10 protein-coding genes are annotated in these 18,434 nt (G+C 37.0%); 4 read left to right on the top strand and 6 right to left on the bottom strand.

The features are described 5' to 3' along the window. Positions 1-6 precede the first annotated feature (6 nt). Together IEX65_RS00240 and IEX65_RS00235 are read right to left on the bottom strand one after the other, a co-directional pair. Positions 7-711: a PepSY domain-containing protein gene (locus IEX65_RS00240; protein ID WP_188763469.1), complete on the bottom strand. Its 705-nt coding sequence runs from the start codon at positions 709-711 to the stop codon at positions 7-9. Positions 712-872: 161 nt separating this feature from the next. Then, positions 873-2,852 carry a sensor histidine kinase gene (locus tag IEX65_RS00235; protein ID WP_188763467.1) on the bottom strand — a complete coding sequence of 660 codons (1,980 nt, stop codon included), beginning with the start codon at positions 2,850-2,852 and terminating at the stop codon, positions 873-875. A gap of 164 nt (positions 2,853-3,016) precedes the next feature. Here IEX65_RS00235 and IEX65_RS00230 point away from each other — a divergent pair, with 164 nt between their 5' ends. The 4 genes from IEX65_RS00230 to IEX65_RS00215 all read left to right on the top strand — a co-directional run bounded on the left by IEX65_RS00230 (position 3,017) and on the right by IEX65_RS00215 (position 12,193). Next, positions 3,017-6,814 (top strand): choice-of-anchor Q domain-containing protein, encoded by a 3,798-nt coding sequence (locus tag IEX65_RS00230; protein WP_188763465.1) that lies wholly within the window; start codon positions 3,017-3,019, stop codon positions 6,812-6,814. Between the two features lie 43 nt (positions 6,815-6,857). Continuing rightward, on the top strand, positions 6,858-8,195 hold the full coding sequence (locus tag IEX65_RS00225; protein ID WP_188763463.1) for an autotransporter outer membrane beta-barrel domain-containing protein: 1,338 nt from the start codon (positions 6,858-6,860) through the stop codon (positions 8,193-8,195). A 330-nt stretch (positions 8,196-8,525) separates the two neighbouring features. Further along, entirely contained in the window at positions 8,526-10,553 is a 2,028-nt protein-coding gene (nadE, locus tag IEX65_RS00220; protein ID WP_188763461.1) for an NAD(+) synthase, read from the top strand. Positions 10,554-10,588: 35 nt separating this feature from the next. Beyond that, on the top strand, positions 10,589-12,193 hold the full coding sequence (locus IEX65_RS00215) for an AAA family ATPase (RefSeq protein WP_188763459.1): 1,605 nt from the start codon (positions 10,589-10,591) through the stop codon (positions 12,191-12,193). A 44-nt stretch (positions 12,194-12,237) separates the two neighbouring features. Here IEX65_RS00215 and IEX65_RS00210 read toward each other — a convergent pair whose 3' ends face one another. Genes IEX65_RS00210 through IEX65_RS00195 form a run of 4 tightly spaced genes read right to left on the bottom strand, consistent with a single transcriptional unit; the run spans position 12,238 to position 18,428 of the window. After that, positions 12,238-13,749 carry a sulfatase family protein gene (locus IEX65_RS00210; protein WP_188763457.1) on the bottom strand — a complete coding sequence of 504 codons (1,512 nt, stop codon included), beginning with the start codon at positions 13,747-13,749 and terminating at the stop codon, positions 12,238-12,240. 47 nt (positions 13,750-13,796) lie between these two features. Next, on the bottom strand, positions 13,797-16,046 hold the full coding sequence (locus IEX65_RS00205) for a DUF7133 domain-containing protein (RefSeq protein WP_188763455.1): 2,250 nt from the start codon (positions 16,044-16,046) through the stop codon (positions 13,797-13,799). Between the two features lie 7 nt (positions 16,047-16,053). Next, on the bottom strand, positions 16,054-16,884 hold the full coding sequence (locus IEX65_RS00200) for a ceramidase domain-containing protein (RefSeq protein ID WP_188763453.1): 831 nt from the start codon (positions 16,882-16,884) through the stop codon (positions 16,054-16,056). Positions 16,885-16,889: 5 nt separating this feature from the next. Continuing rightward, positions 16,890-18,428 (bottom strand): DUF8769 domain-containing protein, encoded by a 1,539-nt coding sequence (locus IEX65_RS00195; RefSeq protein ID WP_188763450.1) that lies wholly within the window; start codon positions 18,426-18,428, stop codon positions 16,890-16,892. Between the last annotated feature and the right edge of the window lie 6 nt (positions 18,429-18,434).

Raw genomic sequence — 18,434 nt, 5'->3', positions numbered from 1 at the left:
GAGAAATCAATTAGATTCAAGAGGGTATTTATCAATGATTTCGCCCGAATGAGCATCTACGAATATTCGTTGTGAATAGTGCGGAGAAGATGAGGCAATATCCATTCGATAAACCAAATTGAAAATCCCTAAGCCTTGGTTGTAGTTTCGTTTTTCTTTAATCACTAAAGTTGGAGAAGGGTAATAGGTTGCCTTTGGGTCGTTATTTTTCTTTTTCAATTCATTTTCCCAAAAAGTATTCTGCCACATATATTCTTTGGCATTGACATACTTTAAGGCTATTTCAATCGCTTGTTGTGCAGTAATTTTTGGGGTTATTTCTACATTTATTCCTTTCAAAATTCGACCAGTGGCGGCATACGTTTCACCATTTTTATTGGTATGAACATTTATTGATTCGCCATCAATCAGAATTCCTTTAAAATATTGCTGATAATTGCGATGTGTAAAACCAATATCATCGACGAAGGTTTTATTGACCACCATCTTATCAAAAGCTGATAGTTCAAAAGCGACTTTATGGTCTTCAAAAATCGTTTCGGGGTTGATTTTGGCCGAAGTTTTAAATTTTATCCAGTTTTGCTCACTTTCTGGCGAAGCAATTTGCTTCATTGATGGGTTCAATAAATCGTAACTGCTATTTTGAGCCATGAGATTTGAAGTCAACAAAATGCCTACACAGCAATACAACTTGAAGAAGAAGTTTTTCATGGTTTTTTGGGAAATAAGTATCAAAATAAAACTATCGCAATATATTTTACGACACTAAATTGCAGCCCAAAATCATAAGGTACAATAAGTCATTTGTCGTATTTTTTGAAGCAATAATTTGAAAATATAAGAAAAGCGGAGAAAAGGTCTTTGCGAATGACCTATGATATAACTGGAATTTGGATTTTTACTTGTAAACCTGCTGTATTTTCGATTTTCAGAAAACCTTGAAGAGCTTCTATTCGTGAATATAAATTTTTGATGCCTATTCCGCTATGATTTTTGTTGGTGTCGAAACCTTTGCCGTTGTCTTTTACTAATAATTGTAGTTGATTATCGGTCTTTTGTAGAGATATTAAGGCATCTGTCGCACCTGAATGTTTCAAGATATTATTCGATAATTCGAGAATAATACTGAACAATTCATATTCGATTCTGTTATCAAATCTCCCAATGTTTTCAATGATTTTTGTAGAAAATTTAGTTTTTTCGAGCGAATTTAGCTCTGTAACTAAGTTTTCTACGGCAACTGTCAGTCCTTTAGTTTCGAGTTCAATCGGTAGTAAATTATGTGAAATTAGCCTAACATCAGTATAGATTTCAGAAAGAGCATTGACCGAAGATTCATAGATTTGTCGTTGTTTTTCTATTCTAAAATCGGGCTGAATTGCTTCTAATCGCCACTTTACGCCTGAGATTTTAGCCGAAAGATTATCGTGAAGTTCGGTCGCAACTCGCTTGCGTTCGATGGTTTGTCCTTTCAGCAATGCTTCTTCAATTTCTCGATTTTTCGCTTTTAACTTTTGATTATTTTTGAAGAAATATCCTAATAGTGAAGCTCCCAATAAAAGACTGATAAACAGTAGATTACGTATCATTTTCTGACGATTGGCTTCGGTTTGTAGCTTCTCGTTTTCGAGTTTTTTTACTTCCGATTCTCGCAAAATCAATTGATAATCAGAAGCCACTTTCTCATTTTTTTGAAGAATCAACGAATCATTCTTGACTTGCAACGTTTTCAGGTATTCAAGCTCTTGGGCTTTGCCTTCTGCTTCTTTGATTAATCGTAGGTTTTCTAACTTTTGAATTTGCGATTCTTTGGTTGCCAACTCATAATCGGCATAAACTTTCTGTATTTTTTCTCTGCTGAGCGAGTCATTGTTTTTCCAAAACTGCTCTAAATAAAGCAAAGCAATGGCATTATTGCCTTTGAGTCGATTGATTATGTATAATTCTCGTTGGGCAGTGGCGATGAATTTTAGAACCCCAAATTGAGTAGCATATTTGAATGATTCTTGGGCAAGTTTCAAGGCTGCATCTAAATCTTTTTTTTTGGCATATTGATAATAATAATCAGCTTTTAGCCGATTCATCGACGATAGCGTGTAGAAATCATTTTGTGGCGTGGCAATTTTCAAACACTTTTCCCAATATTCGAGTGCTTTTTCAAATTGATTGGTGTAGGAAAACAACACGCCGTACGTTCCATAAAATAGATTTTCGGTTAAATAACCAACTTTGTGTTTGCTGATAATTTCGTTGGCTTTTTCAAGGTTTTGTGTGGCATTTTTCGAATCATTATTGAAATTATAATGATTGGCAGCATAAATATACCCTTGACATTGAATATCGAAATCGTGTATTCTTTCACCCAAAACTATCATTTCTTTAGCCGCTTGTATGCCCGCAATGCTGAATTTGTCTTTTTTTTCATTACCTAAATTCCAGAGCATTATCGAAGAAATACGCAGATTTGCATAAGCCAAAGCATGGAAATTATTGGTTTTACTCAAAATTTCTTTGGCTTTTAAGGCATCTTTCAGTCCAATCGAAAAATCGTTTCGCACATACGAATCGTAGAAAGATTTATTAATCAAAAATAGACCTTTTCCTGCTTGCCATTGCGTGCGGTTGGTCAATCTTTGGAGTGAATCCAATAGCAATTTGTCGTTTTTTTCTCTGAAATAAATAGCGTAATAACCCAATTCCCACAAGGTATTTATTAACAAAGTATCTCTTCCAAACGAAGGTTTTTGAATCGAAAAATATTTTACATTTTTCAACAAGCTATCTATCACAGGACGACCCGCAAAAGCATTATTAGTAATCAACAACAGTGATATGAAAAATATTTTCTTCATCAAATCTTTATAAAAATCACATTAAGTAAGGTTAAAAACTAATATTTTCCAAAGTTTTGGGGCAAAATACAGGTTTACCTGTATGGAAGACAGGTAAAATTACAAGGAAGCATGGATTGATTAGAAATAGTGCTTGAACGAACTTTGTTGAAACTATTGTACCCATGAAAAAGCTATTTTTTTTCTTATTTCTAATTAACTTAAATACCAAAGCTGCCATCCGTTATGTAAACATCAATGCCACAGGAACGAACGCTGGAACTTCGTGGGCCAATGCTTTCACAAGCTTGCAAAGTGCTTTAGATGTGGCTGTTTCGGGCGACCAAATTTGGGTGGCGGCTGGCACTTATCTACCATCAAAAGACCCATTTGGTAATACGTCTCCAGCCGATGCTGGCGATAAAACTTTTTATCTGAAAAATGGTGTTTCAATTTATGGGGGCTTTGTTGGTACAGAAACTGCCTTAAATCAAAGAGTTTCAGGCAATGAAACCGTTTTGAGTGGTTTCGGAGTGGGAGCATATCATGTGGTTTTGTCAGTCGCTGATGATAATACCACTTTGTTGGATAGACTAACAATTACAAAAGGAAGTGTCGCACCTATTTCAAATTCAACTTCTATCACCGTAGAATCGCAAACCATTGCAAGAGCCAGAGGTGCGGGGCTTTATAACAAAAATTCAAATATTGTACTCAATAATGTTTTTATAGTTTCAAATAATGGCATGGGGATATACAACGATGGTTCTTCGCCCATGATTCAAAATGCTGTTTTTTACGATAATGCTTATATTTATTTTAGTCCTTTTCCAGTTGAAAGACCATCGGCTATTTATAATGTTAATACCTCAAATGCAACCATAGTCAATGCCACTTTTTATAAAAATAGGGCAGGTTCAATAGAGTCAGATGGCAACTCTTTGCTTGCAATCAAAAACAGTATATTTTATGGTAATACTGCGAATGCTGAGGTATTCACATATTCGGGCACAACAACAATTAGTAATTCGTCTTTGCCCAGTGCAAGTACCAATTATTCTGCTACATATTTCCCAAATATTAGTACAAGCAACAATATTTTTGCACAAAATCCACAATTTATTAGCGAAACTAATCTGCAAGGCTCTGATAATAAATGGGCAACTGCCGATGATGGTTTACAGCTTAAAGGCCCTTCGCCTTGTATAAACACAGGTACTTCTGTTGGGGCATTGAGTTCAGACATTACAGGTTTGGCTCGCCTCGGCAACCCCGAAATGGGTGCTTTTGAATACAATAATACGTGTGCAACTTTTGCTGGAAACATAGCCTACGTAAATTTTGCAGCAACGGGCTTAAACAACGGAACTTCGTGGGCAAATGCTTTTACCGAATTAGAATCTGCCATAAATGCCAGTAGAAATTGTGGCGTTACGCAAATTTGGGTAGCAAAGGGGACCTACATACCAACCAAAGACCCGTATGGAAATACAAATCCAACCGACCCACGAGATAAAACTTTTTATTTGTACGATGGCGTAGCTATTTATGGCGGTTTTGCAGGAATAGAAACTGCTATTAGTCAGCGTGTTACGAGTAATGTTACGGTTTTGAGTGGAGATATTGGCATTAGTGGGGATATTTCTGATAATTGTTATCACGTTGTTGTATCTGTAAATGATGCCAATACAACCATTTTAGATGGACTTTCAATCAAATATGGAAATGCTAACGGAAGTTCGTCAGTTAGTTTGGAAACCAATAATGTTTATAGGTACTACGGTGGTGGAGTTATCAGTATTTCGTCTTCCTTAAACTGTAAAAATGTAGTTTTCTCGCACAACTATACTGGTACATCAATTAACAACAACGAACGAGGTGCAGGATTTTATAATGAAGGTGGCTCTCTAACTTTCTTGAATGTCGTTTTTTATGAAAACTTTGGAAGTCAAGCTCTCACTACTTTTAATGGTTCGGTAACTTTAAATAATTCCGTTTTTACAGGAAATTCGGCAGGGATTCGTAGTGATGAAAGTATCTTGAATGTAGCCAATTCTACTTTTACTCGGAATACGGGTAGAGCCGTTGTAATTGAAACCGATTTTCTTGCTAATTACACCAAGTCATTTACTAATTGTATTTTTTGGGAAAATTATCCAGCAGTATCTATTGTTGGAAGCAACAGTCAAGGCATTGATATGTATATCAATGATAATTTTATTTATGTCAAAAATACCTCATTGCAACTTGTAAATAATTCGACAAATTACCCGTCCTATTTTACCAATATTAGTACACTGGATAATATTTTTGCTCAAAATCCACAGTTTGTTGATGCCGATAATCCTGCGGGAGCAGATGGAATCTGGATGACTGCTGATGATGGATTGGCACTAAAAAGTACATCACCTTGCTTAAATTTAGGAACGGCAACTGGTACACCACTCTTAGACATTACAGGACTCAGCCGAACAGGAAACCCCGAAATGGGTGCTTATGAACTCAACGGTTATGTATATGTAGCCTGCCCACATACCTACACCAATGGCATTGCGTATGTAAATGCCTCGGCAACTGGACTGAACAATGGAACAACTTGGACAAATGCCTACCGAAGTTTAGAATCTGCCTTGAAAGCTGCCCGTACTTGCGGCGTTACACAAATTTGGGTGGCCAAAGGCACTTATACGCCATCAAAAGACCCATTTGGCAATGTTGCTCCTACCAACCATTCAAACAAATCATTTTACTTGGTAAATGTTGTTGCCTTGTATGGAGGTTTTGCAGGAACAGAAACTTCTGTTGCTCAACGAGTGAAAGGCAATACCACAACCTTGGATGGTTATCTTGGTAAAGATAATCCTGGCAATCCTGTTTCGTGTTACTCTGTAATTTTATCAATAAGTGATGCCGCTTCAACTATTGTTGATGGATTCACGATAACGAAAGGAGATGGCGAGGATTTGTATAATCCAAATGACCCAGGCTTTATTACGGTTGAAGGAAAATTTATTTCTCAAATTTATGGTGGAGGAATCTATAATGAAAGTAGCTCGCCTACGATTTCAAATGTAGTTTTTTTGTCGAATAAAAATGGAGGATTGTACAATAATCTTTCCTCTCCTACGCTCACAAATGTTGTTTTTTCAAAGAATTATGTAGGAATAATTAATAATGATTCTAACCCTATTATCACTAACGCAGTTTTCTCCGAAAACGATAATACCTCAAATTTTTATGGTGGAGCAATCTCCAACGATGGTTCGAGTCCGATAATTACCAATGCCGTTTTTTATGCTAATGGGAAAATTGCTCAAAACTACACCGTTACGGGCGGAGCAGGAGCAATAGCAAATAGGTATGGTTCAAATTCAGTGTTAAAAAATTGTGTCTTTTGGGCAAATACTAAATTAGGAAATGCTACATCGGTAGGTGCCGATATTGAAAACTCCAATACTTCTACCGTAACGATTTCTTATTCGTCTTTACAACTCGCCAATAATGTAACCAATTATCCAACAGCCGATTATCCGAGTATTGGCACGAGCAATAATATTTTTGCTCAAAATCCTCTATTTGTAAATACAGCCAGTCCAATTGGTGCAGATAATATCTGGATGACTACCGACGATGGCTTGGCATTGCAAAGCACCTCACCATGTGTCAATACAGGAACTGCAACGGGTTCTCCTATAACCGACATTTTAGGAAATGCTCGCTCAGGATTGCCCGATATGGGAGCGTATGAGTATTTTTTGGTAGTAGTAATTTATGAAACAATTACTTCGGGAAATAATTGGGGGGCAAATGCAACTTGGAGTACAAACAGTCCACCTACGGCTACAAACCCAGCAAAAATTAATGCCACTCATACAGTAAACGTACCCAATGCAGGCAATCAGGCTAAAACAATTCAGATGAATGGTGGAAATATCAATTTTAATGGAGGTACTATTCAGATAAATAATACCCCCAACCCCTAAAGGGGAGTTCATTTAAAATAAAATTTTAAAACAATAAATATCTATGAAAAAGGCATTTTATCTTATAATAATCAATACTTTACTACAAATAATTCCCCCATCGGGGGTTAGGGGGCTTTTTGCCCAAAACTCAATAACAACGCCCACAGGTACACCGCTAACAATTGGTAATAATGGTGTGAAGTTGGCAAATTTAACTTCGGCTTCAACACCTGCTGCTTCAAATAATTTAGCTTTAAGTGTTGATGCTGTGGGGAATATTATTCTTGTGCCAGCTGCTGCAAGTGGCGTAGGCGACCCAAGTTTTAGAATCGTTAATTCAAATAATACAATGGGCGGTACGGGTTCGGGAAATGCCACAACAGCACTTGGTGTTGCCAATACTTTTTTTGGTTTTAATGCGGGTTATAGTACGGGTGCAACTGCCGCAGGTTCACAAAATGCCTTTTTTGGAGCAAATGCAGGATTTTATTCAACGGCTACTTGTTGTAATACCTTTGCTGGGGCAAGTGCTGGAGTTTTTAATACTTTGGGGGCATCTAATACTTTTTTAGGTCAAGCGGCAGGTGCAAATAATCGCACAGGCAATCAAAACATCATGATTGGTGTAAGTGCTGGTTATGATGGCATTGGTACAACAGCCAAAAACTCAAATTATAGCACTTTTATCGGCAATTATACAGGGCAAAACTCAACTGCTAATTATAATACTTTTATTGGTTATGCAGCAGGGCAGTTCTCAACAACTGGAGCAAATAACATTTGGATTGGTAATTTTGCAGGGGGAAATGCAGGCATTACCAATAATAATTCTTGTATATTTATTGGCGACCAATCTGGCTCTTGGACAGGTACAAATTTTGCTTCGCCAACTACCGTAGTGAATAATTTGACCAACGCCACATCTATCGGTTTTCAATCGCAAGTCACAGTGTCAAATGCTCTCACGTTGGGCGGAGTGGGAGCTTATGCCGTAAAAGTAGGCATAGGTATGCACAATCCTCAATACCCACTTGATGTGAAGGGAGTTGTAAATATGCGTGTGGCTTATAATAACCCAAGCATGAAAATTAACGACCGTGACTTTATGGGCGTTGGTGAAGAAGGTGAATTTTGGGTGTCGAACTTCAAGATTCGCTACCAAAACGAAAACCAATGGTCGGATAAAGTTTTTGAAAAAGATTATAAGTTGATGAAAATCAATGATTTAGATAATTTTATAACCCAAAACAAACATTTGCCTAACATTCCGTCTGCCAAAGAAGTAGTAGCCAAAGGCATCGATAATGCAGAAATGACCGCTAAACTTTTAGAAAAAATTGAAGAAATGAGTTTGTATATTATTCAACTCGAAAAGCGTGTAAAATTATTAGAACGCTAAGCTGGATACACTGAAATTTATTTTGATTATTTGCTGAAACCGCAGATTTACACAGAAAAAGTGTAAATTCTGCGGTTTTTTGCGAAGTCTGCGGGAATAAAATAATAAAAAAGTAAGACCTTCTTAAATTATAGTGTAATGAATAGTGTTGAATGAGTGAACATGATATTTTTAATGTCAAGCAGTTATAAACAAAACTTAGCACTAAGAGTTTTTGTTATCTTTGCGAAGAAGACTTCTAACTGATAGATTTGATTTTAAAACAGAGTATAAAATGATGAACCAAACATTTTTTCTTCATTGTCATATACTCATTCACTCACTGATTTAATGAAACTTATAAAAGTAGCTGCTGGTACGCTCAATCAAACGCCTTTGGCTTGGGAGCAGAACCAGAAAAACATTATTGATTGTATCAAAGAAGCTGATAAACAAGATGTTAGCTTATTATGCTTGCCTGAGTTGTGTATTACGGGCTATGGCTGCGAAGATGCTTTTTACTCATGGGATTTGGTTGAGCAAGCAAAAGAAAGCCTGCTCGAAATCGTACAGCACACATCTGGAATGATAGTTTCGGTGGGTTTGCCTATTCGTTTCAACAATAAAGTTTACAATACTGCCTGTTTGATTGCCAACAAGAAAATCTTAGGATTTGTCTGCAAACAACATTTACCAAACTATGGAGTTTTCTATGAAGACCGTTGGTTTCATCGTTGGCAGGCTGGCGTGCGTGACGAAATCGAAATTGATGAATTCAAATATCCAATTGGCGATTTAGTTTTTGAGTTGAGTGGCGTTCGTATTGGCTTCGAGATTTGCGAAGACGCTTGGGTGGCTAATCGCCCTGGACGGACAATGTTCGATAGGGGAGTAGATATTATTCTGAATCCAAGTGCAAGTCCGTTTTCGTTCTCAAAATTTGTTACCCGTGAACGTTTCGTTATTGATGGAAGTCGCTCGTTTGCTTGTAGCTATATTTATACAAATTTGCTCGGAAATGAATCTGGACGCTTGATTTTCGATGGCGATGCCATGATTGCTTCTGACGGAAATCTACTGGTTTCTTCCCCACGTTTTGGCTACGAAGATTTTTACGTTACTTCGGCTGTGATTGATGTAGAAATGCCGAAAGTAAATCACTCACAGGTAAAATCACCGATTACACAAGGAAACTGGAAAGTACCAACCCTTTTCGATTTCCCCGAAATAAAACCAGTTGCTCCACAAACCGCTGAACTCGAAAAGTTTGAGCGTGGAGGATTTCTGAAAGAAGAAGAGTTTGCTCGTGCCGTAAGTTTGGCTTTGTTCGATTATCTTCGTAAATCTCGTTCGCAAGGTTTTACGGTTTCGCTATCGGGTGGTGCTGACTCCTGTGCTTGTGTGGCCTTGTGTGGTTTAATGATTCGTTTGGCCGATGAAAGTATTGGTTTAGAGGCTTTCAAGAAAAAACTTTCGTTCATCAAGAAAATCCAAGATTGCACGACGGTTGAGGAAATTGCCGAAAAAATGATTCACAGCATTTATCAAGGCACAGAAAATAGTTCGACTGATACCTACGAATCGGCCGAAAGTTTGGCAAAAAATATCGGTGCAACTTTCTACAATGTAAACATCAACGGACTCGTAGAAACCTATAAAGACCTAATAGAAAAACAAATAGGCCGAGATTTGACTTGGGAAACCGACGATTTACCGCTTCAAAATATTCAGGCACGTGTGCGGGCCCCAAGTGTTTGGTTGCTCACAAATTTGCATAATCATTTACTTTTAGCAACTTCTAACCGCTCTGAAGTAGCCGTTGGTTACTGCACAATGGACGGCGATACGGCAGGCAGTATCAACCCGATTGCAGGAATTGATAAGTTTTGGCTCAAAAAATGGTTAGTTTGGCTCGAAACAGTAGGTTGCGATGTAAAAGGAAAGCATATTAAGATTGAAGGTTTAAATAAAGTAAATAGCCTACAACCAACTGCCGAACTTCGTCCGCTCGAAACCAAGCAAACCGACGAAAAAGACTTAATGCCTTATGAAGTCCTAAACTCAATCGAAGGTGTGGCTATCAGAGATAAAAAGCCTCCTTTAGAATGTTTACTTTTCATGGAGGCTCAATACGCTGACCGTTTCGACCGTCAAACTTTGGCCAATTGGGTAGAAAAATTCTTTAGAATGTGGAGCAGAAACCAATGGAAACGTGAGCGTTATGCACCAAGCTTTCATTTAGATAGTTATAATCTCGACCCACGTGGCTGGTGCCGATTCCCAATTTTATCAGGTGGATTCGAAAAAGAATTAGCCGATATGAGAGAATACCTCGAAAAAGGCGACCGCCGAAAATCGAGAGGTAGGATTGGGTTTTGATGAATATTGAGTAAATTTGAAAAAAACATGCCTCTATGCACATTTCAAAGCTTGGTTTAGAAAACTTTAAAAGATTTACAGATTTAACAATAGATTTGTCAGAGCTGCCTATTGCTCCTAAATTAGTATTGCTCATTGGAGGTAATGGCTCAGGTAAGACCTCTGTTTTTGATGCTTTTGAAGTTATGGCAAATGCAAAGAATAAGAATGGTCTTTTGCCACAAACTAATGGGTATTACGAAAAAGAAGGAAAAGAGTTTAGAATTGATGTTAGATTTACTGGATTAGAACAAAATCAGACAACAAATACTACATTTTATGGTAGGAGTAGCTTGAAACAAGTACCTCGACTTACTCGAACTGCTTTTGGCCAAACAAAATTTGATTTTGAAAATGATACTGACAGACCAAGATTGTATATTGAAAGAGATGAAAGATTTGAAAATGATGTAGAACACATCGTTAAGTTAATGATTGATGATTTATTTAAAGGAGATGGTAAAAGTAGGTCTGAAATCATAAATAATTATATCAATCCTATCAATCAAGCTTTTTTTCGTATATTCAGTGAACATTCTGATAAAACAATTTTAGAGTTTCATTCATTTACTCCTCCTGTAGATGGTAAAACTGCTGAAATATTATTTAAAAAAGGAAACTCAATAATTCACTACGATTTATTGAGCAATGGAGAGAAAGAAATTTTTAATACGTTACTGAATTTATTAAGTAGAAGAGATTTATACCAAAACACCATCTATTTCATGGATGAGTTGGATTTGCATCTAAATACGCAACTTCAATATAATTTACTGAAAGAGATTACAGAAAACTGGATTCCTGAAAATTGTCAATTATGGACAGCCAGTCATTCACTTGGTTTTATTGATTACGCCAACGAATCAGAGTTTGGAGCAATCATTGATTTTGATGATTTAGATTTTGATATTCCACAGGTACTTCTCCCACAACCTAAAAATAATTTTGAGGTTTTTGAGATTGCTGTAAGTAAAGACTTTATGCGTAAAGCCTTTAAAGGAAGTAAAATCTTTTTTGCTGAAAATACTGATACTCCTTTTTATAATAATCTTGAGTTTAAGAATACGCTTTTTATCAATGCAATTGATAAAAAAGATGTATTCTTTAAATCAAAAAATAACGATGTTTTTGGTTTGATAGATAGAGATTATCTTACGGATATTGATATTGAACAGATTAGAAATCAATATAAAAACTTACGAATTTTGAATTACTATAGTATAGAAAACTATTTTTATCATCCCGATAATTTGGAGGAGTATTATTCAAAAAAGAAGAAAGAGTTTGATAAAAAATTATATATTCAAAAAATTAAAGAGCTAAAAAATGAAAAAAAAGATACTATCCTATATGGAATAGACTTAGCACGACGAGGATACCCATTTTTTAATGAAAATGGCTTAGAGAAACAAAAGCAAGTTTTCATTGAGAATGGAAAAACTGTTGTTGAATTATTGCGTTCGGATGATTTTGAACAGTTTTATAAGGTTTTTCCTGCTAAAGATTATGGTAAAACTTTACTTGAACGGCAAAATTTATCGAAAATTGAATTAGCACAGACAAAGTGGTTTAGAGAAAAAATACAAGACATTATCAAATGAAAGGTTTCAGTACTTGAAACCTTTCATTTTTATTTGCAGCTTTTTTACTTCCCCAACCAAGTCAACTGGCTCCAGTAACTTGGCCCTTCATTGGTTTGGTTTTTTCCTTTTGTACTTCGGCCGTCTTGAATTTGCTTTGTCAGTAAAGCCGTTAGTTCTTTTACGATTTCTGGATTTTGGGCGTAAACATTTTGTGTTTCGCCAATGTCAGTTGATAAATCGTATAATTGAATAGGAGGTAAGGTTTTTGCTTCTTCGCTTGTTTCTTTGGGTTTTCCATTGCCGCCCGAATGCGAACACATTATCAATTTCCAATTATCTTTTCGTATCGCAAAAAATCCATCTGATGAGTGATGAATGACTGATTTCCTGACATCGAAAGTTGGTTTTTTACCCGTAACCTCACTCAAAAAACTAAAACTGTCTTCTGCTACATTATCGTTTAATTTTTGATTATTAAGTTCAGCAACTGTTTGGAAAAAGTCAGTTGTACATACTAATTGCCTACTTACTTTTGGTGATTTGATAGTTTGTTTCCAAGAAACAATGAAAGGTACGTGATGTCCACCTTCAAAAATATCGGTCTTTAGTCCTCTATACATCATCGATGGATTATGGCCTTTACTGAGTTGAGCTTTCAAATCAGCAGGGTTGGCGAAGCCATTATCAGAGCCAAAAACAATAATTGTATTTTCATACACACCATTTTTTTTAAGTGTCTCAACAACTTGCCTGACTACATCATCTACCATCAAAACGAAATCGGCGTAGGGTGAAACATTACTTTTACCTACAAAATTGCCAATCGGAAGAATTGGCGTGTGTGGTGCAGCCAATGGGAAATAAAGGAAAAACGGTTTGTCTTTTTTTGAATTTTGATTGATGAAACTAAGGGCTTTTTCGGTAAATTTTCCTAAAACTTCTTCTGGCTGAAAATCAGGTGCAATGATACCCGCACGGAATAGCTCGATACCTTTTCTACCAATACAAGTATCTTTTGGAATGGCCGTGCAGAAACCGTTTTCTACGTAAGCATAAGGAGGCATATCGAGCGAGGCCGGAATACAAAATGAGTAATCAAAGCCATTGGTATTAGGGCTATTTCTTACTTGTTTTGTGAAATCTACATTTTTCTCACCCGCTTCAATATTGCCCCAATTCCAACCCAAATGCCATTTGCCTACAATTCCTGTTTTGTAGCCTTGTTTTTGCAAGAAAGAGGCAACTGTTTCTCTTTTTGGGTCAATCAAAGGCGTATCATAACCGTGTAGAACGCCTTTTTTTAGGGTAGTTCGCCAGTTATAACGTCCAGTCATAATGCCGTAACGAGTAGGTGTACAGACTGCCGAAGTTGTGTGTGCATCGGTAAACTTTACACCATTTTGAGCCAGTTGGTCAATATTAGGGGTTTGAATTTTTCCTTCTGAATTATAAACCGATACATCACCAATACCCAAATCATCGGCGAGGATATATATGATATTCGGTTTTTGGGCAAAACTTTTTGTACTACTTATGAAACATAGCAATACAAGAAAAGCAACTATTTTTTTCATGTTTATTTCCGGAAATTGGGTCAAAAAAGAGAACGGTAAAATTGGCTTCATTGGCTCGGAGGCGTAGAAAGTTGTTCCAGTTCTTCGATTGTCCAAGGTTCGGTTTTTGCTGCGTGCTGTTCTCTGATTTTCTTCACATCAGATACTTGCACAACAGCTGATTGCCGTCCTTTGCCAACTCGCATCGAAGTACCAACAAATTCGTAGCGGATATAACTTACCACCGAAGCAATCCATTCATCAGAGTTATCATTCATGGCAAGCATCACACTTGGATAAGATTTGCCCTCGATTGGGCCTTTCAAACCATTCATTAGGATTCTTATCGCAATATCTTTATCGGCATTGATGTGTTTTGCTCCTCTCAATGCAGGGGCAGCATTCGTGGGTAAACCTTTCCCATCTGCACCATGACACGCCGAACAAAGCGATTTGTAAATTTCGCCACCCGCTAAAATCAATTTTCGTTCGGGAGGAGTAAATCCTGCCAGTTTTATACCATAAATCTTAGCATCTTCGTTTTTATCAATGCTCTTTTTTACGCTCGTAATCATCTGATTATTGGCATTTTGAATAAGGATTTCTTCTACGATTTGTTTAGCCAATGCACTTTTATTTGACCCCAGCGATAGCAAAATCTGAGTTCTAATGTCATAATTCTCATCGTTTATCATTTTACCGATAGTGGCCATCATGGCTTGGTCGTTTTGCTTCAAGTAGATTTCCGAAATCCAGATAGCTGTTTTTTTGACTTGTGGGTCGGTATCTTTCAAGGCCGTATAAATGGTTGGCTTATCAATAGCATTTAGGCCTTCGAGTGTCCATAGTGCATGAATTCTTCCGAGTGCCGATGTGCCATTTTTACCCGAAACCATTGCCTTCAAGGTTGGAACTACCGATTTATCCTCTAAAATAATGATTTGCTTTTGGGCGTTGTCTCGCCACCAACCATTCGGATGGTCTAAGTAGGCCAATAGAGATTTTGCTGGCATATCTAACATTTTGGGCTGAGGACCTCTTTTGTAATCATCATGAACCAAACGCCAAATTCTACCTCGTTGATTGATTTTTCCAATACCATAATAATCTATTTTACCACGAAGAAAAGAGCCCTTTGGTGTCCAATTTGATTCTTGAATAATACCTCGGCTCATATCCACAATATACAAACATCCATCGGGGCCAGTGTAAGTATTATTGGGTCTGAAATAAAAATCAGTGCTTGCAATAAACTCTTTTTTATCGTAAACGTTTTCGAGTTGTGTTTTGCCTTGATTATTAATGACTTTTGCTCGGCGAATGATACGAGCAACAGGTTCGTTGATGAGGTAATCACCCACTAAATCGGCAGGAAGGTGGTCGCCTCTAAAGATAGATTGTCCGTTGGCGGCAGTGAAGTGATTCAATGTACTATCTGGATTCAAACGTGGTTTTCCACCTTGTACATCGGGGGTGGCAATGATTGGCCAAATACGGTTGAATTTTTCCTCGTTGTAAGCATCCGAAAATTCTAATTGTCCATATTTAGGGTTGATTTGAAAACCGCTTCCTGCGTTTTCGCCACCAGCACGACTAAAAAATAATCTTCCGTAATTATCATGCGTAAGTCCCCACTGTCCATTCGAGCCACTTGGCATAGAGTCGGGTTTTAGTACACCGTTTTTATATCTAAAACGTACTGCATCGTAGGTTTGATAGATATAATTATCAAGATTCCAGTCTAAACCACTTCTTTGATGCTCCAGATTTCCACCTGCAACTTTCCCTAAAATATAGGCTGGCTTTTTAACGTCAGCTACGCCGTCGCCATTGGTATCTTTATAGCTGTAAATATCATACGTATCAGTTTCATTGACCAAAAGCTCGTGGTTTACACACAAAATCATGCGTGGTAAAAGCAAGTCTTTGATAAAAACTGAACTTTTATCCATTTTTCCATCATTATCGGTGTCTTCCAGTAGCATCACACGGCTTCTTTTTTCTTTAGTACCCGTGCCATCAGCATCTTGGGTATAAGTTTCCATTTGTGCAACGTACATTCTGGCGTTGCCATCCCAAGCGATTGCTACTGGTTCGGAAATCATGGGTTCGCTTGCAACCAGCTCCATGTGATAACCCGCTGGCACATGAAAAGCCAAACGACTTTGCTCGGGCGAAAGCACGGGAGGCGTAATGGATTTAAGACTGTCTGCTACCGAGAATTGCAGGTTTAGGTCAGAATTGTCGTTTTGAATTTTAGAAAAATAGGATAGGCCTAAAAAGACCAATAGGCTGAATATCAGGTAATTAATTTTCATTTTTTGTTTATAAAGGTTGAATTTTTGAAAATCTAAAAAAGGCGTAGCTGCAAAAACTACTCATGGCCGTAAGCAAGTGCCAAACTGCGTGACCTTGATAAAAGGAGTGCGGGTCGCAGTTAATTTTTTGTACATCTAAAGTACGAATTTTAACAGCGATAAACATTAAAACAAACCCTAAAATTGCCAAAATAAATGATTTTTGTTTGCGGAATTGAAAATAGTGAATAGCAATAAGTAGCATTAAAAGTAAAATCATGACAGGTAAGAGTTTACTACTCGAAATCATGAGTGAAATTGGCAGAAAAGCTATGATAATTACTAATAATCCTACAATCCAAAGTTTTTTTGTGGTTTCTGAAAAGTCGATTCTATGCAGAAGATGATATAGACCAATTCCCAACAAGGAGATAGAAATACTATAAGTGCCATTCATATCAACTCTTTGCCCTAAATACGTGAGTGAAGCGTGGAAAAAGGCACTTCCCAAACTCAGATAAATAAAACAAAAACCCATTAGAGCTGATAAAAGTGGGAATTTTTCAAGCCTATTTTGAATGGTATTTTCTTTATTTTTGTAATCATATTGGGCAATTTGTAAGATTAAAATCCCAAAGAAGAAATAGGCTAAATTAGAATAAGTATTCATCGACTGATGAAAAAACTTTTCGGTATGATTAAATTCACAATACTCGACCGTCAAAGCGGATTTACTTACGGTCATACCTTCCCAAATATTGCCACTCAACCACGTGTTTAGGCACGCCCAAATCGCTATCATTCCGAGGGTAAAAATGAAGGCTATCCCTAAAAATCTGATAAATAATTGCTTGGTCATGAGGTTCATTTTTTCGGTGTAATTTCAACTAAAGGCTTTGAGATATCCCAATAGGCAGGTATTTCAAAGGTTATTTTATAAATACCAGTTATTTCGTCAGAAATAGCATAGTTTTCATGCAGTTTTTTATCGTCAATGCTATCAATTTGCGTAATTTTTAAAGTGGTGTTGATACCGAGAATCATGCCTGATAAGCTCCATTTCGTTGGTGTAAATGCTTCTTTTGTTAATTTTTTTGCATAAACAAATACCTCAAAACTATTGGGTTGAGTATCATTGGCAAAAATGCTCATTTGAGTTTTTGATACTTTTACGTTGGTTTTGCCGTCACCCAATGTCATTAACCACGCAATATCTCCGTCTGGAGTTTTCCAATGAATTGTTCCAGTTTTTATTTGCTCCCATACTCTTTTATTACCCCATAAAGCTCCCATCATCCAGTCTTTATTCATCATGGCAGTTACTTTCTTGATACTATCTCCTTTATAATTATTGGGTATATTTCGAGCGATAAACTGAGGTTTTGAGAAAGATTTAAGCTTTGCCAAATCTGCTTTTGGTATAGATAAGCCTACATTAAAAATGGTGGAAAGATTGCTCATTTCGCCATATTTAGGTCCTTTTTTCGGAGGAAGCGGAGCCAGCTTTTCATCATCAACCGCAAGTGCAATCCATGTGCCTGTAATGGCAAAGTATTTATTCATATCCATACCATAAGCCCTGAAATACGGGCCAGGCATATTTTTTAGATTGGGATTATAGAAGTTGGTAGTCTCATGCCAAAAATCCATTTCGAGAGCCTTCCCCATTTCTTGAATTTCCTTTGAAAAGGCCAGTTCTCGCCACAAACCAAGCCCGATGAGCGTAACACCATAGTAAGTAGGCGAATTAAATTCACTAAAAGTTTTATTAGATTGATACAACTTGAAAATGTCACGAGCTTTTTTCAAACCCGCATTTTTGATTTCTTCCAAACCAAACTCTGTTCCGACATATTCCATCAAAAAAGCACTCATGATTGAAATATTGGTATAATCGGGGGCAACATTTCTTTTGAAAGCCCCTTTGGCTGCATGAATAATGCCCGTTTCGATGTCTTTGATGATATTTTCGGGTAGAAGATGTCTGAATTTATTTCGAATAATAATCAAATCGCAGCCGATAAATTCACGCCAATTTTGGTCAAATTTGTCGTTATTGATTGAAGTTTTCCAGATACCATAAATCTTAGTGTTTTCGTCTTGGTATTGATTTTTTAGAATCCAACGCAAAATCACTATTGCTTTCTCTTTGTCTTCAGCGGCATTTCTGAATAATAAAGCCTCGGCCAAGCGGGTTTTGCTGCGTAAACTGGTGTTATCGGTTAATACATCTTCAATTTTGGCTCCCGTAGGAATTTCATCGGCCAAAAACTCTTCAAAAAGGTGCTTTTGATAAGGTGAAAGAGTTTGATACGTGAATTTTTTTGAGTAAATATCATCATTGGCTTCGACAAGGAAAGTATTTAGCAAGAGGAAACTCAAAAATAGAATTGTATTTTTCATGATAGT

The sequence above is a fragment of the Emticicia aquatilis genome (assembly GCF_014644295.1).
GTDB lineage: Bacteria > Bacteroidota > Bacteroidia > Cytophagales > Spirosomataceae > Emticicia > Emticicia aquatilis.
The sequence above is the reverse complement of the archived record's forward strand: the minus strand, read 5'-3'. Positions and strand labels throughout refer to the sequence as shown.